15 protein-coding genes are annotated in these 18909 nt (G+C 64.1%); 9 read left to right on the top strand and 6 right to left on the bottom strand.

What is annotated here, in order from left to right; translation table 11 throughout:
- Positions 1-20: 20 nt before the first annotated feature.
- Both pheT and pheS read right to left on the bottom strand, forming a co-directional pair.
- Positions 21-2597, bottom strand: a complete 2577-nt coding sequence (gene pheT / locus OS914_RS07590) for a phenylalanine--tRNA ligase subunit beta (protein ID WP_267545433.1) — start codon at positions 2595-2597, stop codon at positions 21-23.
- Positions 2598-3680, bottom strand: a complete 1083-nt coding sequence (gene pheS / locus OS914_RS07585; RefSeq protein WP_267545432.1) for a phenylalanine--tRNA ligase subunit alpha — start codon at positions 3678-3680, stop codon at positions 2598-2600.
- Between the two features lie 172 nt (positions 3681-3852).
- On the opposite strand from pheS, the gene OS914_RS07580 reads away from it, so the two are divergent.
- Both OS914_RS07580 and OS914_RS07575 read left to right on the top strand, forming a co-directional pair.
- Positions 3853-4350 (top strand): hypothetical protein, encoded by a 498-nt coding sequence (locus OS914_RS07580; protein WP_267545431.1) that lies wholly within the window; start codon positions 3853-3855, stop codon positions 4348-4350.
- Entirely contained in the window at positions 4347-5048 is a 702-nt protein-coding gene (locus tag OS914_RS07575; protein ID WP_267545430.1) for an SIMPL domain-containing protein, read from the top strand. The genes OS914_RS07580 and OS914_RS07575 overlap by 4 nt, the downstream gene beginning before the upstream one ends.
- Here the strand turns inward: OS914_RS07575 and OS914_RS07570 are convergent.
- Entirely contained in the window at positions 5023-6546 is a 1524-nt protein-coding gene (locus OS914_RS07570; RefSeq protein ID WP_267545429.1) for a long-chain-fatty-acid--CoA ligase, read from the bottom strand. The genes OS914_RS07575 and OS914_RS07570 overlap by 26 nt on opposite strands.
- A 172-nt stretch (positions 6547-6718) precedes the next feature.
- On the opposite strand from OS914_RS07570, the gene OS914_RS07565 reads away from it, so the two are divergent.
- The 4 genes from OS914_RS07565 (at position 6719) to OS914_RS07550 (ending at position 13872) form a co-directional block, all read left to right on the top strand.
- On the top strand, positions 6719-7819 hold the full coding sequence (locus OS914_RS07565; protein WP_267545428.1) for an Rv2578c family radical SAM protein: 1101 nt from the start codon (positions 6719-6721) through the stop codon (positions 7817-7819).
- A 117-nt stretch (positions 7820-7936) separates the two neighbouring features.
- A complete protein-coding gene (gene pta, locus OS914_RS07560; RefSeq protein ID WP_267545427.1) occupies positions 7937-10051 on the top strand; it encodes a phosphate acetyltransferase in 2115 nt (704 codons plus the stop codon).
- 1 nt (position 10052) lies between these two features.
- The gene (locus OS914_RS07555; RefSeq protein WP_267545426.1) at positions 10053-11231 is read left to right on the top strand and encodes an acetate/propionate family kinase; all 1179 of its coding nucleotides are present in this window, start codon (positions 10053-10055) and stop codon (positions 11229-11231) included.
- 205 nt (positions 11232-11436) lie between these two features.
- Positions 11437-13872 carry a phosphoketolase family protein gene (locus OS914_RS07550; RefSeq protein WP_267545425.1) on the top strand — a complete coding sequence of 812 codons (2436 nt, stop codon included), beginning with the start codon at positions 11437-11439 and terminating at the stop codon, positions 13870-13872.
- Positions 13873-14028: 156 nt separating this feature from the next.
- Here OS914_RS07550 and OS914_RS07545 read toward each other — a convergent pair whose 3' ends face one another.
- Positions 14029-14250, bottom strand: coding sequence for a DUF5302 domain-containing protein (locus OS914_RS07545; RefSeq protein ID WP_267545424.1), 222 nt, complete (start codon positions 14248-14250; stop codon positions 14029-14031).
- A 67-nt stretch (positions 14251-14317) separates the two neighbouring features.
- On the bottom strand, positions 14318-14758 hold the full coding sequence (locus tag OS914_RS07540; protein WP_324290629.1) for a (deoxy)nucleoside triphosphate pyrophosphohydrolase: 441 nt from the start codon (positions 14756-14758) through the stop codon (positions 14318-14320).
- A gap of 92 nt (positions 14759-14850) precedes the next feature.
- Between OS914_RS07540 and OS914_RS07535 the strand changes: the two genes are divergently transcribed.
- Positions 14851-16041 carry an MFS transporter gene (locus tag OS914_RS07535; protein ID WP_267545423.1) on the top strand — a complete coding sequence of 397 codons (1191 nt, stop codon included), beginning with the start codon at positions 14851-14853 and terminating at the stop codon, positions 16039-16041.
- A gap of 457 nt (positions 16042-16498) precedes the next feature.
- The gene (locus OS914_RS07530) at positions 16499-17470 is read left to right on the top strand and encodes a S1 family peptidase (protein ID WP_267545422.1); all 972 of its coding nucleotides are present in this window, start codon (positions 16499-16501) and stop codon (positions 17468-17470) included.
- Here OS914_RS07530 and OS914_RS07525 read toward each other — a convergent pair whose 3' ends face one another.
- A complete protein-coding gene (locus tag OS914_RS07525) occupies positions 17471-18403 on the bottom strand; it encodes a cation diffusion facilitator family transporter (RefSeq protein WP_267545421.1) in 933 nt (310 codons plus the stop codon). It abuts the gene before it with no gap.
- Positions 18404-18587: 184 nt separating this feature from the next.
- Here OS914_RS07525 and OS914_RS07520 point away from each other — a divergent pair, with 184 nt between their 5' ends.
- Positions 18588-18860 (top strand): GlsB/YeaQ/YmgE family stress response membrane protein, encoded by a 273-nt coding sequence (locus OS914_RS07520; RefSeq protein ID WP_267545420.1) that lies wholly within the window; start codon positions 18588-18590, stop codon positions 18858-18860.
- The last annotated feature ends 49 nt before the right edge of the window (positions 18861-18909 follow it).

Raw genomic sequence — 18909 nt, 5'->3', positions numbered from 1 at the left:
CGGCCGCAAAAGCCGGCGCTTTATGCCCGGAGGATGGCCCCGAACCTTTCCGCAGCAACGGCGACGGCCGCTTCCCGTGCCGCGGAGGCCTCCTCGGCGGTGAGCGTACGGTCCGGCGCCCGGAAGCGCAGCCCGAAGGCAAGGGACTTCATTCCCTCGCCCAGGCCCGGCCCGCGGTAATCGTCGAACAGCGCAACATCCTCCAGCAGTTCGCCGGCACCGGAGCGCAAGGCCTCCAACACCTGTACTGCAGGAATCTGGGCCGGGACCACCAGGGCAACGTCCTGGGTGGCGATCGGGAAGGTGGAAAGGTGCTTGGCCACTATGACGTCCGGGGCCGCGTCGAATAGCTTATCGGCGTCCAACTCCAGCGCCACCGAGCGGGCCGGCATATCCAGCTCCGCAAGCAGCTTCGGGTGCAGCTCGCCTGCATAACCGATGCGCTCTCCGCTGCGCAGCGACAGCTCGGCCGTGCGCCCGGGGTGAAAAGCCTGGTGTGACCCCTGCGTGAGCACCACCTCAACTCCCAGCACATCTCCGGCCAGCCGGGCCAGGTCCAGTGCATCGGCGTAGTCCCAGGCACGGGCGCTGTGGCCGGCGGCCAGCGGTGAATCTTTACCGGTTAATACCGCCCCAATGTGCAGCGGCTGCGCGGGCAACCCGTCGTACAGTGTATCGAGCACCGCCTCGGACGGCCTGATGCCCAGCGGGGGAATCTGGTCGGTGCCCAGCGTTCCGCCGTCGGGCAGAAACACCAGGCCGGCCTCAAACACGGCAAGATCCCGGAAGCCGCGGGAGTGGTTCCGCCGTGCGATCTCGAGCAAGCCGGGCAGGATCGAGGTCCGCAGGTAACCCTGTTCTTCGCTGATCGGGTTCGCCAGTTTAATCATCTGCCGCGGCGCATCCGCATCGGCCGTGCCAAACGTCTCGTTAGCTGCCTTGGCCGCGAAGGGATACGCCAGTACCTCGGTGAGACCGGCATCGGCCAGTGCCTGTACCAGCCGACGGCGCTGCTGCTGCACCCGTGTCAGCCCTCGCCCGGGAGGAGCAACCGGCAAGGTGGAGGGAATCTTGTCATAGCCCACCAATCGGGCAATTTCCTCGGTCAGATCGTCACGGGTTTCCAGATCGGGACGCCAGCTAGGAACCGTCACGTCGTACCAATTGCCGACGGCGGTCTGGGCACCGTGGGCCGCGCCGGGGGTGAGTGTGGCGCCTATGTCCCGTAACGCCGTCGTTATTTGCTCATCAGTGAAATCGATGCCGATGCGCGCGGAGGCATAGCCGCCGGAGAGGCCAATCACCACGGGCACAGGTTTAGTGCCGACGTCAGTGGCCGTCGTCTCAGCGGTGCCGCCGGCCAGCTCGACCAGCAGGTCCACCACTCGTTGGGCTGCAACGTCGGCAATCTCCCAGTCGACTCCGCGTTCGAAGCGCTTGGAGGCCTCCGAGGGCAGTTTATGGCGGCGGCGCGACCGGCCGATGCTGACCTCATCAAAATGCGCGGATTCGATCAGCACGTTGGTGGTGCCGGCGGAAACCTCCGTCGCGGCCCCGCCCATTACGCCTGCAATCCCGATGCCGCCGGAATCATCGCTGATCAGCAGGTCCTCCACGTCCAGGGCACGCACCTTGCCGTCCAGGGTTTCCAGCTTTTCCCCACTGCGGGCCCGGCGCACCACAATGTCGCCGGAAAGTTTGTCCGCATCGTAGCAATGCAGGGGCTGACCCAGCTCCCACATGACGTAATTGGAGATGTCCACCGCGAGCGAGATAGACCGGATGCCGGCCAGCCGAAGCCGGGCGGACATCCAGGTTGGAGTGGGTGCAGCGGCATCGACGCCGCGCACGGTGCGGGCCACAAACCGGTCGCAGCCGGGCCTGGCGTAAATCGGCGCATCATCCTGCAGCTGCACGGGGTAGCCCGTGCCCGACGCGGCGGTGACCTTGACGCCGTCGGCCGGATCAGTGAAGGCCGTCCCGGTGGCATGTGCGTATTCCCGCGCCACTCCGCGGATGCTGAAGCAGTACCCGCGGTCCGGCGTGACATTGATTTCCGCGGCTTCGTCGTAGAGACCCAGCAGCTCCAGCGCATCCGAGCCCAGCTCCGGATCCAGGGCCAATGTACCGAGCACCAGGATCCCGTCATGATCCTCGCCGATGCCCAGCTCACGGACCGAGGCAATCATCCCGGCGGAGACATGACCATAGGTTTTACGCGGCGAAATGCGGAAATCCCCTGGCAGGACCGCACCGGGCAGGGTAACAACAACCTTGTCGCCCACCTCGAAGTTGTGCGCCCCGCAGACGATCCCCTGCACCCCGGAGGGGTCGACGCCGTCGCCCGTCAGCGTCTGCTGCTGACCCGCCGGGACAACCCGGACCTCGCACCAGTTGATCGTCTTGCCGTTCGTCTGCGGCTCCTTGACTATGGACAGCACCTGACCCACCACAATCGGACCCTGAAGCTGGTCCATCGGCCGGTGGACGGCTTCTTCCTCCAGCCCCACCTTGACCAGCTCGGCCATAACATCCTCGGCGCGTGCATCCGCCGGTACCTGGGCATACTCGCGCAGCCATGAAAGAGGGATTCGCATTTAGATCTCCATCCCGAAGTGCTCGCTGAAACGTACATCGCCTTCTATCATGTCCCGCATGTCCCCGACCTCATTGCGGAACATCAGTGCGCGTTCAATGCCCATACCGAACGCAAACCCCGAATAGATCTCCGGATCAATGCCGGCGGCCCTCAGCACATTGGCATTGACCATCCCGCAGCCTCCCCATTCGATCCAGCGGGCGCCGCCCTTGGCGCCCGGATGCCAGATATCCAGCTCTGCGGACGGTTCGGTGAAGGGGAAATAGTTGGGCCGCAGCCGGACCTTGGCCTCTTCGCCGAACAGCTGGCGGGTGAAGTGCTCCAATGTACCCAGCAGGTCTGCCATGGACAGATGGCGGTCAATCGCCAGGCCCTCGAACTGATGGAAGACCGGGGTATGCGTGGCGTCAAGTTCATCGGTGCGGAACACCTTGCCCGGACACAGCACATAAATCGGCAGCTCGCGTTCGAGCATGGACCGCACCTGAACCGGCGAGGTGTGCGTGCGCAGCACCAGATGCGCCTGGGCCGGCTCGGCGAAGAACGTGTCCTGCATTTCACGGGCGGGGTGGTCCGGCTTGAAATTCAACGCATCAAAGTTGAACCATTCACTCTCCAGCTCCGGCCCCTCCGCAATTTCCCACCCCATGCCCACGAAGATGTCACTCACCCGTTCCTGCAGGGTGGACAACGGGTGCCGGGCACCCGCGCGGCGACGACGCGGCGCTGCGGTGACGTCGACGGTTTCCTCGAGCAGGATCCGCGCTGCGTCCTCCGCCTCCAGCTCCGCCGTCCGGGCTGCGAGCGCCTTATTGACCCGGCCGCGGGATGCACCCATCAGCTTTCCCGCCGCGGCCTTCTGCTCCTTTGCGAGCGCCCCGATGCCGCGGTTGGCCAGACTCAAGGGAGATTTTTCCCCCGTGTGCGCCAGGCGGGCAGCTTTGAGTTCGTCCAGCGTGACGGCTGCGGCAAAGGCCGCTACGGCATGCTCGACGGCGGCACCTACGGCGGCGTTATCGGTCGGGTCCGGCGCCGACGCGGTGATCCCGGAGCCCCCGGGAGTCTCTGTATTCTCAGACATCAACTGTTATTACCTAAGTTCGTCAGGATAAAGTGCGGGTCGGTTTCCCGCCCCGCTTAGTCTAGTTGAACGCGGCGCGGGGCCGAGTCGCGGCTTCGCACCGGCCCCGGGCGGCACGGCGCCGGAATGCCATCGGCCGGGCGCCGTAATAAGGCAGGCTTACGATGGATCCATGACTGGCTGGCAGCGGCTCCGGAGGATATTGAACCTGCTGAATCTGTCCACCCCCGCCGGGCTTGCGCTGGCGCTGCTGGCAGGCACCGCACTGCAGCCCGGCCCGCAGGGACTGATCCTGGCTATCGGCTACCGACCCCGGCTCCCCATTGCCGGAGCCTTTACCGTGGGGAATGTGGTGCTTTACCGCGCCGACCGCCTGTTCATTGATGCAAATCCGGCGCTGTTGAATCATGAAGCGCGGCACAGCACGCAATACGTCTGGTGTCTGGGCCTGCCATTTTTGCCCCTTTACGCCGCCTGCGCGTTGTTTTCGCTGTGGCGCACCGGGGAGCCGGGAAGCCGGAACCTCTTCGAACGCCAGGCCGGGCTCGACGATGGCGGGTACCGGCAGCATCCTACCGTCCGGCGTATTTGCCGCCAGAGAACACGTACAACGGCCGACACAATGACCCGCACCGAAACAACCCGCACCGAAACCGAGGTATCCCGATGACGGCACGGCAGCAGAAGTTCCCGCCCTCTGCTGCGGCCGGCCCCACGACTGGTATAGGCCCGGCGGCCGGGCCGGGGCAGGTAACAGTGACCGGCCGGGGCTCCTGCAGCCAGGCACCCGACAGGCTGACTGTTAACATCGGCATTGAAACCCGGCAGAGTTCGGTGCCGGATGCCTTTTCCGCCGCGGCCGCCGCGGTGACGGCAATTCTGGCCCGGCTGCACGAACTAAGCATTCCGGGGACTGACATCAGCAGCAATGCGCTCAATATCCGGGCGGAGACCAATTGGCAGGAGCGATCGGGAAATGTGGTGACCGGTTACCTGGTCAGCAGTTCGCTGGCCGTGCAGCTGGACTTCGGGAGCGAAGTGCAGGGCGTCATTGCAGCGGCGGTGGAGGCCGGCGGCAACGACGTCCGGCTTAACGGTTTAGAGTCCTCCGTCGCCGATCCGTCCCGAGCGGCCGCACAGGCACGGGACGCGGCCTGGGCCGATGCCAAGGCCAAGGCCGGACAGTTCGCGGCACTGGCCGGCCGCTCCCTCGGGGCGGTGCACGCCGTCACCGAAGGCGAGCTTGCCGCCGTCGGGCCTGCGCCTACGCCGATGATGACCCGCGCGGTGAGCGTTGCCGCGCTCCCGCTGGCCGCCGGGGAATCCAGCGTCGGCGCAGCTGTTACGGTGACGTGGGAGCTGTACTAATTTCACGCTTGAGGATCTTGCCCGTTGGCCCCTTGGGCAGCGCATTGACAATCAGCACCTGGCGCGGATACTTGTAGGCCGCGATCCTGTCCTTGACGAATTCCTGGATCTGAGCGGCCAGGCGTTCAGGGTCCTCTGCACCCGCCGCGTTCTCCTTCAGCGCGACGACGGCGATAATTTCCTCACCGTGGACTTCATCGGGGCGCCCGACGACGGCGGCTTCCGCCACCGCGGGATGCTCGTACAGCACCTCCTCGACCTCACGCGGGTAGACGTTGTACCCGCCGCGCAGGATCATGTCCTTCTTCCGGTCCACGATGTAAAACACGCTGTCCTCGTCCATCCGGGCCAGATCTCCGGTGCGGAACCACCCATCCGGGATGGCGGCCGTCGTGGCCTCAGGATTGTTCCAATAGCCCTTCATGACGTAAGGGCCGGCGACGGCGAGTTCACCCACGGTCCCGGCTTCGACGTCGTGTCCGTCCTCGTCGACCACCCGCAGCTGAGCTCCGCGGACCGCCGTGCCGATCGAACCGGGCTTCCGGATCCCGTCCAACTGATTGAAGCAGACCACCGGGGAGGTTTCGGAGAGGCCGTAGCCCTCCAGCAACGTGGCCGCGAAGGTCCGCTCAAATTCGTGCAGCACCTCCAACGGCAGCGCGGATCCGCCGGACGCTGCCACGCGCAGGCTGGAGACGTCAAACCTGTCCCGGTTCCCCTCAGCCGCGCGGGCCCGCAGCAGGGCGATGTACATGGTGGGAACGCCCTCGAAGATGGTGACCTTGTCCCGCTCGATGATTTCCAGGGCCTTGACCGGATCGAATTTTGGCAGGATGGTCACCGTGCAGCCGGCCATGACCGCCGCGTTCAACGCGCAAGTCTGGCCGAAGACGTGAAAGAACGGCAGGCCCCCGAAAACCACGTCGTTGATCTGCGCGCCGAACAGGCCGGTGGAACACTCGGCGTTGCTGCGCAGGTTCTCATGCGTGAGCTCGGCCCCCTTTGGCCGGCCCGTGGTGCCGGAGGTGTAAAGGATGACAGCGCTGTCATCCGGTGCCGCTTCGGCGGTCTCATCCACGGATTCGACCGCTCCCAGCAGGCCCATCAGATCGGCATTGATCAAAATCACGTCCGCCCCGGCAGCCTCCGCCCCGGGACCAACCTCACCGAGCACGCCGTCCCAGGCGAAGGCGATCTTGGCACCAGAATCTGTCAGATGGTACTGGACTTCCCTGGACTTCAGCAGCGGATTCAGCGGCACCACGATGGCGCCGAACCGCAAAATGCCGTAGTAGATCGGGGGCATCAGCGGCAGGTTCGGGCTGATCAACGCAACCCTGTCCCCCGGCGCCAGCCCGCGGTCCTTGAGCAGGCCGGCCACCTTTCTGCTCAAGGCGTCCATCGCAGCATAGCTGATCTCGACGTCGTCCATCTTGACCGCAATACCGGCTGGGTTGGACTCTACGGACTTGGTCAAAATAGTGGCCAGGTTGGACATCGCGGGCTCCTTTGCTCGACGGGGCGACGCCGGGCAGGAACCGCGGCGCTGCATGTACTCACGCTAACCTAGCTGTCCAGCCCCCGGCAGGGCAGTACCCCCGCAGCGCCCCGGGGCACGGAGCAGAGGGACGATCCTTGCAAATGCATCGAATGTATGTTCGACTTGAGGCATGCGTTGGGAAACCCAGGAGTTGGCACCGGAAACGGCAGCAGCCGCCCCGGCATTGCTTCCCTTGGCGGGCCTGGTCCGGACCGTATCCACTCCGGATTTTGCGGGCATTACCTTCCACGAAGTGGTATCCAAGTCCGTACTCAACAAAGTTGCCGCCGGCTCCAAAATGCCCTTCGGCTGGGCGGTTAACCCCTATCGCGGCTGCTCGCACGCCTGTGTGTACTGTTTTGCGCGGAAGAGCCATACCTACCTTGATTTTGATGCGGGGATGGATTTTGACAGTCAAGTGGTCGTGAAAATCAACGCCGGTGAGGTATTGCGCAGGGAACTGGCGAAGTCCACCTGGTGCCGCCAGCATGTAGCGCTGGGCACCAACACGGATCCCTACCAGCGCGCCGAGGGCAGGTACAAACTCATGCCCAATATCATCAACGCGCTGACTGATTCCGGGACGCCATTTTCCATCCTGACCAAGGGCACCCTGCTCGGACGCGACACCCCCTTGCTTAAGGCTGCGGGGCAGCAGGTCCCCATCGGGATGGGGATCTCGCTGGCCCTCACCGATGAGGCATTGGCACACACGCTGGAGCCTGGTACACCCTCCCCGCGGGCCCGGCTGGCCCTGATCAGCAGGCTGCGCGAGGCCGGGTTGCCCTGCGGTGTGATGGCGATGCCAATCATTCCGTGGCTTACCGATTCAGATCAGGCACTTGACACGCTGTTCGGCGCATTGGCCAAGGCCGGCGCCACCGGGGTCAGCGCCGGTGCATTGTATCTGCGGCCCGGAACACGGGAGTGGTTTATGCAGTGGCTGGCCAGGGAACACCCGGCGCTGGTGGGACGGTACCGCCGGCTTTATGCAACGGGCTCCTACGCGCACAAGGACTACCGGCAATGGCTTGCCGGGCGGATCAGCCACTTCAAGGCCCGGCACGGCTTTGCCGGAACCGACGGATTCATCCACGACGCCCGGACGGAGGAAGCGCGCTACCCAGACGGGAGCCTTCCGGCCGCTCCGGGACCCGGACGGTACAGTCCCGCTCCGGTTGCTGAATCCGCACCGCTCTCCCTCGCCGCATCTGCGCCAACGCTGTTCTGACAGAAACTGCTGCAAGGGAGATTCCGTTTCCGCGGCGGCATCCACCGGTTCCGGCCACGGGTAGCGTGGTAGGCAGCAGCCCATCCTTGAAACGAAGCGAGCAGTTGAGGAGAACCGATGACCCGCGGAATCTATGTCAGCGCAACGTCGCCAGGATCGGGTAAATCACTGGTCACCTTGGGATTGGCGGATGCGTTGCACCGGCACGCGGACAGAATCGGATTTTTCCGCCCGATCGTGCAGGTGGCGGATCCCGAACAGGATCCGATGGTATTGCTGATGCGCCGGAACTTCAGGCTCGACGCGTCACGGTGCCGGGGCGGACTGACGGATGCGCAGGCCCGCGGCCTCATGGCGTCCGGGCGGCGCGAGGAAATCGACGCGGCCTGCGTCGCCATCTATGCCGAACTGGCCCGCCACTGCGACGTGATCATCGTCGAGGGGACAGACTTGGTAGGGCAGAACGCCGCCGTTGAATTTGATCTGAATGCCCGGCTGGCGAATAATCTGGGAGCCCTCGTCGTAGCGGTGGTGAGCGCACGCGACCTGACCGCGGCGCAGGCAGCCGACGCCGTCGATGTGGCCCGCCGCGAGTTGGACGCCGCGGGCTGTTCGCTGCTGGCAATGATCGTTAACCGCGCTGACGGTGCCGACGTTGCGGATATTCTCGCCGCGGTACGTCCCGGAAAGTCACACCGCCCGGTGTATGTGATTCCGGAGCTGGAGGAGCTCTCCCGCCCTACCGTGGCCGCCGTCGTCGCTGCTCTGAACGGGACCAGAATCGCCGGTACTGCGAACCTGGAACGAGATGTGACTGGCATTAAGGTTGCCGCGATGAGCGTCGGCAATTTCCTGCATGTACTGCTCGACGGCGAATTGGTCATCACTCCCGGCGACCGTGCCGATGTAATTGTGGCCACCCTGGCATCCGCGCTTTCGCCCAGGCTGCCCGTTCCCTCGGCACTTGTCCTCACCGGCGGTCTGGCACCGGACGAACACATCAGGCCGCTGCTGGAGCATGCGCCGTTTCCCGTTTTCACGGTGCCGGAAGACACCTACCAGAGCGCTAAGCGGGTCAGCGAGGTCCGGGGTGAAATTGCCACCGGAGAGCGCCGGAAGGCCGCCGCGGCCTTGGGCGCCTGGGTCAAAGCCGTGGACGAGTCCGAATTGCTGGAGCGGCTCACTCTTCCCCGGCCCGAACGGATGACCCCGCTGCGCTTCCTGCACGAGCTGATCGAACGCGCGCGCCTGCAGCGTCGGCGCATTGTGCTGCCGGAAGGAACTGACGTGCGCGTCCTGCAGGCGGCCGAGATTCTGCGCCGGCGCGACGTCTGTGACCTGACGCTGCTGGGACCCGTTGCACAGATCCGCGAATTGGCCGCGGCCACCGGTGTCGACCTGGCCGGCCTGTCCATCGTGGATCCCGCCCAGAGTCCGCTGCGGGAGGAATTCGCGGTTGAATACGCAAGGCTGCGGGCGCACAAGAACATCGACCTGGCCGCGGCCCGCGAAGTGATGCTTGACGGCTCTTACTTTGGCACCATGATGGTTCAGCTCGGCAAGGCGGACGGAATGGTTTCCGGCGCGGCGCACACCACGGCCAATACCATTCGACCGGCACTGGAATTCGTGAAGACCCGGGACGGAGTGCGGATAGTCTCCTCAGTCTTCCTGATGCTGCTCGCCGACAGGGTGCTGGTCTATGGCGACTGCGCGGTCAATCCGGTCCCGGATGAGGAGCAACTGGCCGATATTGCCGTTGCCTCCGCCGAGACTGCGGCGCAGTTCGGCGTGCAGCCACGCATCGCAATGCTCTCCTACTCGACCGGCGAATCCGGCTCCGGCGGCGCCGTCGAAAGCGTCCGCCGCGCCACGGCCCTGGTCCGCGCGCTCCGCCCGGATCTTCCCGTCGAAGGGCCCATCCAATATGACGCTGCCGTCAATGTGTCCATCGCGGCCTCCAAAATGCCGGGTTCAGCAGTAGCCGGACAGGCGACGGTGTTCATTTTCCCCGATCTGAACACCGGCAACAACACCTATAAGGCGGTGCAGCAGTCATCCGGAGCTGTCGCCGTCGGCCCCATCCTGCAGGGACTGCGCAAGCCCGTCAATGATCTCTCGCGCGGCTGCACGGTGGAGGACATCGTCAATACGGTGGCGATCACCGTCGTCCAGGCGCACACCGTCCCGGCGCACAACGAGGTCTCCTCCATCGACAAGAAGGCACTCTGACATGCTCATTCTGGTACTCAATTCCGGCTCTTCCTCGATCAAGTACCAGGTCCGTGATATCGCTGGCAGGGACGGCGGCAGCAGCAGGGACGACGGCGGCAGCGGCGGCATCGTGATGGAGGGCCTGATCGACCGGATCGGCAGCTCGGATCCCGGGCCGGACGCCGTGGCGGACCACGCCGAGGCGCTGGACCGGATCGACGCGGCCGTTTCGCGCGTGCTCAGGGACCGTCAGCTCGATGCCGTCGGACATCGGGTGGTGCACGGCGGGGAGCGTTTCAGCGAACCGGTGCTGATCAACAACGAGATCACCCGCGCCATTGAACGGCTGAATCCGTTGGCGCCACTGCACAATCCGGCGAATGTCCTCGGCATCCGCGCGATTGCCGCAAAGTGGCCCAAGCTTCCCCAAGTAGCCGTCTTTGACACCGCCTTCCACCGCACGCTCCCGGAGCACGCCTGGCGGTACGCAGTCCCGGATGAGCTCTACCGCCACTTTGGCATCCGCCGGTACGGTTTCCACGGCACGTCGCTAAGCTACGTCTCGGTCCGGGCAGCCCAACTGCTGGACATCCGGCCGGAGCATTTCAACGCCGTTATTGCGCATTTGGGCAACGGCGCCTCCGTCACTGCTTTGCGGGGTGGGAAGAGCATCGACACCTCGATGGGCTTCACTCCGTTGGAAGGGCTGGTAATGGGCACCCGGAGCGGAGACATCGATCCGTCCATCCTGATCTTCCTGCAGCGCCAGGGCCTGGACGCCGACGCGCTCGATGAGTTGCTGAACAGGAAATCCGGCCTCACTGGTCTGGCCGGAAATAACGATATGCGCTCGGTGGTCGAGGCGGCCGACGGCGGTGCGGAGGCAGCGCAGACTGCATTGCGGATTGCCTCCTACCGGCTGGCCAAATACATCGGCGGCTACCACGTGGCGGTCGGCGGGGCTCAAGCTCTTGTCTTCACCGCCGGTATCGGGGAAAATTCCTGGCAATTCCGCGCCCTGGTAGCGGACCGGTTGACGGCCCTGGGAATCAGCCTCGACGAGGCCGCCAACCGCGTGCACGGCAAAAACGCCCGGGTTATCAGCACACCTGATTCCGCTATCGCGGTGCTGGTGGTGCCCACCGATGAGGAGCGGGCCATCGCGGAGGCAACAGCCGCCGTCGTCGGTCTCGGCTGAATCGTCGGTCCGGCTGAATCGTCGGTCCCGGGTGAACCGTCATTCTTGGTGCGGTCGCTGATTGCGGTTGGGTGCCAGCACCAGCGGGTCGCCGGCTCTAACAATCACCGCGGACCTGTGACACGCTGGGACCGCAGCCACTATCCGACACCGGCTTGTCGCGTCCAGCGACCATAATCGTCGGCCAAACAGTAAGCAGGCGGCCTTGAATTCCAGTTTCCCAGACTCCCCATCCACCAGCTCATCCACTGAGTTCGACCTGATGAACCGTTACTGGAGCGCAGCGAATTACCTCACAGTGGCGCAGATTTACCTGCAGGAAAATGCACTGCTGCGCGAACCGCTGTTGGTGGAACACATTAAGCCGCGGCTTCTAGGTCACTGGGGCACCAGCCCGGGGCAGTCCCTGCTCTACGTCCACCTGAACCGGCTCATTCGCCAGACCGGGGCCAAGGTCCTTTTCGTGTCAGGCCCGGGACACGGCGGCCCGGCGGTGGTGGCCAACGTGTATCTGGAAGGGACGTACTCCGAGATTTATCCCGAGGTCACCGAGGACGGTGCCGGGCTGCGCCGGCTGATCCGCCAGTTCTCCACCCCCGGCGGTATTCCCAGCCACGTGGGTCCTCCGACGCCCGGTTCCATCCACGAGGGCGGCGAGCTCGGCTACGCTCTGGCCCACGCCACCGGTGCTGCGATGGACAACCCGGAACTGATCGTGGCCTGCGTGATCGGCGACGGCGAGGCCGAAACCGGGCCGCTGGCCGCTTCGTGGAAGGCCCCCGCCTTCCTGAACCCCGCCCGGGACGGTGCGGTGCTGCCGATTCTGCACCTGAACGGCAATAAGATCTCTGGTCCCACGGTGTTGGGCCGCCAGTCCGACGCGCAGGTCACCGCCCTCTTAGCCGCCTACGGCTGGGATCCTGTCGTGGTTTCCGGCGACGACCCTGCCAAGGTCCATCCGGCCCTCGCGGCAGCCATGGACGAGGCACATCGGCGGATCGTAAACATCCAGCAGGACGCGCGGGAGAACGCGGTCACGGGTCCGGCGCGCTGGCCGGCCATCATCCTGCGCACGCCCAAGGGCTGGACCGGTCCTGCGGTAGTGGACGGTATCAAGATGGAGGGAACCTTCCGTTCGCACCAGGTGCCGCTGTCCGGGGTGCGGGAAAACCCCGACCATTTGCGGCAGCTTCAGGACTGGTTGCGCTCCTACCGGCCGGAAACGCTCTTTGATGAGTCCGGCCGGCTGCTGCCGGAGCTGGCCGCGCTGGCGCCGGCGGGCGAACTGCGAATGGGTGCCACGCCGTTTGCCAATGGGGGTGCGGATCAGCAGAGCCTGCCGCTGCGGGCGCTGGAGAACTACGAACTCACGGTCGGGGTGCCGGGCTCCACGAAACACGAGACGACCCGCCCGCTGGGTGAAATGCTGCGCGATATCTACACCGATACGCAGGCCGATGCGCGCTTCCGTTTGTTCTGTCCCGATGAGACAAACAGCAACCGCCTCGGTGCCGTCTTCGAGGTAACGGACCGCTGTTTGCTCGAACAAGCCGACGACGGCGGCGAGCACATCTCCGCCGGCGGCCAGGTGATGGAGGTCCTGTCGGAGCATCTGTGCCAAGGCTGGCTGGAAGGCTACCTCCTCACCGGGCGGCACGGGCTGTTCGCCACCTATGAGGCCTTTGCCATGGTGAGCGCTTCAATGACCATTCAGCATGTCAAGTGGCTGCAGCACGCGCGCGGGCTGGCATGGCGCAAACCCGTCCCGAGCCTGAACATTTTGCTCACCTCCACCTGCTGGCGCAATGACCACAACGGTTTCAGCCATCAAGGGCCCGGGCTGATCGACACGGTTCTCTCGCTCTCCGGTTCTGTGGTGCGACTGTACCTGCCGCCGGACTCTAACACCCTGCTGGCCGCGGCCGAACACGTGCTGCAGAGCCGGAACTACGTCAACCTGCTGGTCGTGGACAAGCAGGCTCATCCGCAGTATCTGACGCTTGAGCAGGCCCGGCGGCATGCCGCAGCCGGAGCGTCCATCTGGAACTGGGCCGGGAACGAACTGCAGGAGCTCCATCCGGACGTCAGCACCGCTGCCGAGGATGCGCCGGAGACCCGGCCCGACATTGTGCTGGCCTGCATCGGCGACGTTCCGACGGAGGAAATTCTGGCGGCCTCCTGGCTGCTTCAACGCTATGTGCCGGATCTGCGAGTGCGCGTCGTCAACGTCATGGACCTGCTGGTGCTTCCGCCACGGGACGCCCACCCGCATGGACTCTCGGACGCCGAATTCAATAAGCTCTTCACTGCCGATGTGGATGTGGTGGTCGGATGGCATGGCTATGCCCGCGCGTTCCACCAGCTGCTGCACGGGCGCAGTATGCCGGAGCGTTTCCATGTCCGCGGCTACAGCGAGCAGGGCACCACTACGACACCGTTCGATATGGTCGTGCTGAACAAGATGAGCCGCTTTCATCTGGCGATGGAAGCCCTGCGGCGCGTGCGGGGACATTTCGACGGCGCGCAGACCCTCGTAGAACACTGCCAGCAGATGCTGACCCGGCATGAGGCGTACATTCACCAGTATCTGGAAGACCTGCCGGAGATCCGGGACTGGGTCTGGACCCCGCCCCGGCCGTGACGCGAGTGCCTCAGCAGACCGCGCCGGCAGCCGCCGCGAGGCAGACGGCAACCTGGTTGGGGACGTCCCTAAAAAATCATCCGCCTCATCGCGCCAGGTCGGCGCTATGAGGCGGATGAGTCAGTCGTCTGCTTGCTGGAGCTGAAGGCCGGCTGCCTACCCGCTCTTGCGCCGGAATTCCCGCTTCTGCGAGGCGGAGCCATGCTCATGGTTGATCTTGGCGCCGGTGGACGCCTCGACCGTCGCATGGTGCTGACCATTCTTGCGGTCCAGGGCTTCACGGAACTTCTTTTTCATGTCTTCGCTGGGGCCGGCCTTCGCTCCGGTTGACTGCCCCTGCTGCGGGTCAGTGCCCTTAGGGTCATCGGACGTCGTCATCTGATCCTCCTGGATGTGGTGAAACTCCAGTCTGGCATAGTTTCCGCCACCACGGACAGAACCGGATTCAGCCCTGTTGCGGGCCGACGGCGGACAGCAGCGCGTGCACGATCGGCAGGTCAGCCGGTATCCACGGCATGGCCAGCAGCTCCCCGGCAGCGCCGTGGAGTGCAACCCAGCGCAGCTCATCATGGTCCTGCAGCGGTTCCGGTGTCCCGCGGACCAGTTCGGCAAGCCAGACGCGCATAGCCGCCCGATCGTTCAGCGGCCAGCCCGCCGCCGTCGGACCCGGCAGTTCCGGCCCCAGCCGCACCCCGACGCCGAGCTCTTCGCGCAGTTCACGGTGCAGCGCGGCCTCGTGGGCTTCGCCCGGTTCCACTTTCCCGCCGGGAAATTCCCACATTCCGGCGTAGGCAACGGGCGCGGTGCGGCGGCCGGCAAGCAGCCTACGGGGATTCTGCAGCGAATCCACGATGGCCCCGCCGACGATTTGCTTCAGTACTGTCACGGGCCCCAGTTTAGGGCCACTTAGGATGGAACCGGACAGCGCAGTCCGTGACAATGAACAGCTGTTCTGAACCAAACGCTACCGAGAGACGAATGACGACGACCTCCCTGTCCCCCCGCCAGGTTACGCTGGCCATCTTTTCCCTCGCCGTCGGCGGATTCGGCATCGGCACGACGGAGTTCGCGATGATGGGTCTGCTGCCCAACGTCGCCGACGGTGTGCACGTCAGTATTCCCGATGCCGGGCATCTGATTTCCAGCTACGCGCTCGGGGTGGTGGTCGGCGCTCCGGTGCTGGCCGCCGTCGGCGCCCGTCTGCCGCGCAAGAAGCTGGTGCTGGGATTGATGGTGCTTTTCACCTTGGGGAACCTGTCCTCTTTTTTTGCGCCAGACTTCGGCTCACTATTGGTCAGCCGGTTCGTGGCCGGCCTGCCGCACGGAGCGTACTTCGGCGTGGCGGCCGTGATCGCGGCCTCCTTGGTGGCGCCGACCAAGCGCGGTCACGCCATCTCCATGGTGATGCTCGGGCTCTCGATCGCCAACGTCGTCGGTGTCCCGCTGGCAACCCTGATCGGCCAGCAATTCGGTTGGCGCCTGATGTTTGTGCTGGTGGCCCTGATAGGTCTGCTGACGCTGGCCTGCATTGTCCGGTTTGTCCCGGCGCAGAAGGCCGCAAAAGACGCCAGCATCCGCACCGAGCTCGGCGCGCTCAAACGCCTGCAGGTCTGGCTCGCACTATTGATCGGCATCGTCGGATTCGGCGGTTTCTTTGCCGTGTACACCTACATCGCCCCAACGATGACGGACGTCGCGGGATTCCAAGCCGATTTCCTGCCCGTCGTCGTGGCCCTGTACGGGCTGGGCATGGTCACCGGAAACGTCATCGGCGGGAAGATCGCGGATAGATCGGTGTTGGGCAGCATTTACGCCGTCATGGCCTTCATCGCCCTGATGCTGCTGCTCTACAGCCTGGCCATCCATGTCCAGTGGAGCGCCCTGGTGATGATTTTCGTTGTCGGCGCGGCCGGGGCCATGCTCGTCCCAGCGCTACAGACCCGGTTGCTGGATGTCTCCCCCGATGCGCCGTCGCTGGCCTCCTCACTGAACCACGCCGCGCTGAACGTAGCCAACGCCCTCGGCGCTTTCCTCGGCGGGCTCGTCATCTCTTGGGGCTGGGGATATGTCGCGCCCGCCGTGGTCGGTGCGGGCCTGGCCGTCATCGGGCTCGTGATCGCGCTGATCAGCGGCCGGGTGGACCATCGCCGTCGCCTCCGCCTCAACTAGAAAGCGCGCTGCCCCTTCCGGACGTAGCTGAGCGGCCCGATAACTACCCCTACCCATTCCTGTCAGTCGGCGCTAGCCTAGGCCTACTCGTGGCGACAACGGCGCTGGTTCGAGCGGCGGGTGCGCGACGGCCGGTCGAATTTCAGGACTTTCGAAGGCAGGCCCCAGCATGATGCACAAACTACAGCGCCAGAGCCTGGTCACCGCCGTCGGGTTAGCCCTTTTACTTGCCACCGGATGTACCCCAGCTCCCCCTTCCGGGCAGCCAACGGCGGCCACCACGCCGTCCGACATAGTCCAGCCGCCGTTATCACCGTCGATTGCCGCGCCGTCACCAACGCCGGCTGCTCCGCCATCGACACCCATTGCTGCGCCGGCACCCGATTGGCCTGATGTGGTCCCGGCGATGCAATCCGGGGTCGGACGTATTGCAGTGCCGAAGTGTGATGGAGCCGGCATGGGAACCGGGTTTCTCGTTGACAGCACACATCTCGTCACGGCCGCGCACGTGATCGAAGGTGCAGCCGGCATCACGGTCGCGGTGAACGGGCAGGTGGTCACGGCAACCATCACCGGACGCAATGTGAGCGAGGATATCGCGCTCATCACGACCGATAAGCCCGTTACCGGCCACACTTTCACCATGGCATCAACCGACCCGCCAGTTGGTACCGAGGTTGGTGTGCTCGGATTTCCCCTGGCTGAGAACTTCAAGTTCAACGTCGGGCGTATCAATGGGCTCAACGTTCAGAATGGTCCGGGCTCCGATGGCGTCGGGCACATCACCCAGACCGATTCCGTCATTAACCCGGGCAACAGTGGCGGCCCGCTGGTGACCAAATCAGGCGACGTCGTGGGCATCGTCAAATCCATTCGTATTCTGGTTGTGGACAGCACGGGACAGCCAGTCGAACGCGTCGGTGAGGGAACCAACTATGCCGTCTCCGGCGCGTTCGCCAAGACCCTCGTAGATAAATGGACGGCGGGTCCGGCCCCTGTTCCTTTGACCACATGCGACGCCGCAGCACTGCCCACGGACAATCAAATCTCCGTCACTGTCGACACCCCAGACGAGCGCGGCAGCCAGGTGGCACAGAGCCTGCTCATCCACGCCCAGGCCATCAACGGCGGAGCGTACAGCCTGGCCTACGGCGTTTTCACGCCAGAGGCCCAAGCGGACCAGGGCGGGTTTGCCAGCTGGAGCTCAGAGATGGATTCCTCCTACTGGCATTCCATCGAAGTCGGTGACATCGCAAACATCAACGGCGGGATCACCGCCAACGTGAGCTTCCACACCACGCAGGATGCTTCCCACGGGCCGAGGGGCCAGAAGTGCTCTATCTGGCATATGAAGTACACGCTCGTCTGGGATGTCGTCATCTGGCAGATCGCGAAGGCAGCCGCTACCGTCCCGAGCGATTCCTGTTGATTACCCGGATTCTGTCGCGGCCGCCGCGTAGATGTCCGGCTCCAAGTAGATTAGCCTGGCGATCGGGACCGCCGCACGGACGCGTTGCTCCGCGGCATCTATGGCGTCGGCAATGCCAACTGCCGACTCTGTAGCGGGAACCGCGATCTTCGCGGCAACCAGCAGCTCTTCCGGTCCCAGATGCATCGTCTTAAGATGGATGATTCGGCTCACTCCCCCGCCGATGAGGGCTGCCTCGATGGCACGCACATCGGCCACCGTGGCAGATTCGCCCAGCAGCAGCGACTTCGTCTCAATTGCCAAAATGGCGGCTACTGCCACCAGCAGCAGGCCGATCAGGGCGGTTCCGGCCGCGTCCCACAGTCCATCCCCGGTCACGAGGGTCATGGATACACCGAACAGAGCAAATATCAGGCCGACCAGCGCTGCGGAGTCCTCCAGCAGCACCACGGGCAGTTCCGGAGCTTTTGCGGTCTTGACGAACTGAATCCAGCTTTTCCTTCCCCGGGTGACGTTGGATTCCCTAACGGCAGTACGGAACGAATATCCCTCCAAAATAATTGAACCGATCAGCACCAGCAGCGGAACCCAAGCCCATTTGGCATCGATGCCGTGCGGATCATGGAATTTGCCGTAGGCCTCATAGAGTGCAAAGAGACCACCGACAGTGAATAGCACAATTGCGACAATAAATGCGTAAATGTAGCGTTCGCGGCCATAACCAAAGGGATGTTCCGCACTGGCCTGGCGTCTGGACCGCTTTCCACCCGCCAGTAGGAGCAGTTGGTTTCCGGAATCCGCAAGGGAGTGGATCGATTCTGCAAGCATCGACGACGAGGCTGTCAGCAGGAACGCAATGAATTTCAGAATCGCAATTGATACGTTGGCCGACAGCGCCGCGACGATAGCTTTACTTCCCCCGCTGCTGGACACAATGACGCTCCCTTTTTGATTACAATTCCATATAGATTGTGCATCCTTGGCAATCATGCCCGGTCAAATCCTACCGGCCGAGGGAAAAAATCCAAACACGGTAGTTAAATGCCCTCAGCCTACTTTCTATCGTGCCCTTCGGGATGCTAGTCTTCTATTCGTAAGCTGACCTGAAGGAGGAGTCATGGGTTTCATAAGTTGGATTATTCTCGGTCTCATCGTAGGGGCGATCGTGAAGGCTGTCATGCCTGGTCGAGTGGGCGGCGGCTGGGCTACCAGCCTCATCCTCGGTGTGGTTGGTGCAATTGTCGGCGGCTGGATTTCCAGTCTGGTATTTGGCGGAGACTCGATGAACGGTCTCTTCCACATCGGCACTTGGATCTTCGCCATCATCGGTGGCCTGGTGGTTGCCGGTGTCTACGGAATGATCACCGGCCGGAACAAAAGCCACGCCTGAGAGCAGAACGAGAGCAGAAATCAGTAAACACGGGAAGGGCCGGCACCAT

The organism is Arthrobacter endolithicus (genome assembly GCF_026627425.1).
GTDB lineage: Bacteria > Actinomycetota > Actinomycetes > Actinomycetales > Micrococcaceae > Arthrobacter_M.
This window is presented reverse-complemented; position numbering and strand designations above follow the sequence as displayed.

Excerpts from the sequence above, each read along its gene's own strand:
- pheT (WP_267545433.1), bottom strand. The coding sequence starts at position 2,597 with ATGCGAATCCCTCTTTCATGGCTGCGCGAGTATGCCCAGGTACCGGCG.
- pheS (WP_267545432.1), bottom strand. The coding sequence starts at position 3,680 with ATGTCTGAGAATACAGAGACTCCCGGGGGCTCCGGGATCACCGCGTCG.
- OS914_RS07580 (WP_267545431.1), top strand. The coding sequence starts at position 3,853 with ATGACTGGCTGGCAGCGGCTCCGGAGGATATTGAACCTGCTGAATCTG.
- OS914_RS07575 (WP_267545430.1), top strand. The coding sequence starts at position 4,347 with ATGACGGCACGGCAGCAGAAGTTCCCGCCCTCTGCTGCGGCCGGCCCC.
- OS914_RS07570 (WP_267545429.1), bottom strand. The coding sequence starts at position 6,546 with ATGTCCAACCTGGCCACTATTTTGACCAAGTCCGTAGAGTCCAACCCA.
- OS914_RS07565 (WP_267545428.1), top strand. The coding sequence starts at position 6,719 with ATGCGTTGGGAAACCCAGGAGTTGGCACCGGAAACGGCAGCAGCCGCC.
- pta (WP_267545427.1), top strand. The coding sequence starts at position 7,937 with ATGACCCGCGGAATCTATGTCAGCGCAACGTCGCCAGGATCGGGTAAA.
- OS914_RS07555 (WP_267545426.1), top strand. The coding sequence starts at position 10,053 with ATGCTCATTCTGGTACTCAATTCCGGCTCTTCCTCGATCAAGTACCAG.
- OS914_RS07545 (WP_267545424.1), bottom strand. The coding sequence starts at position 14,250 with ATGACGACGTCCGATGACCCTAAGGGCACTGACCCGCAGCAGGGGCAG.
- OS914_RS07535 (WP_267545423.1), top strand. The coding sequence starts at position 14,851 with ATGACGACGACCTCCCTGTCCCCCCGCCAGGTTACGCTGGCCATCTTT.
- OS914_RS07530 (WP_267545422.1), top strand. The coding sequence starts at position 16,499 with ATGGGAACCGGGTTTCTCGTTGACAGCACACATCTCGTCACGGCCGCG.
- OS914_RS07520 (WP_267545420.1), top strand. The coding sequence starts at position 18,588 with ATGGGTTTCATAAGTTGGATTATTCTCGGTCTCATCGTAGGGGCGATC.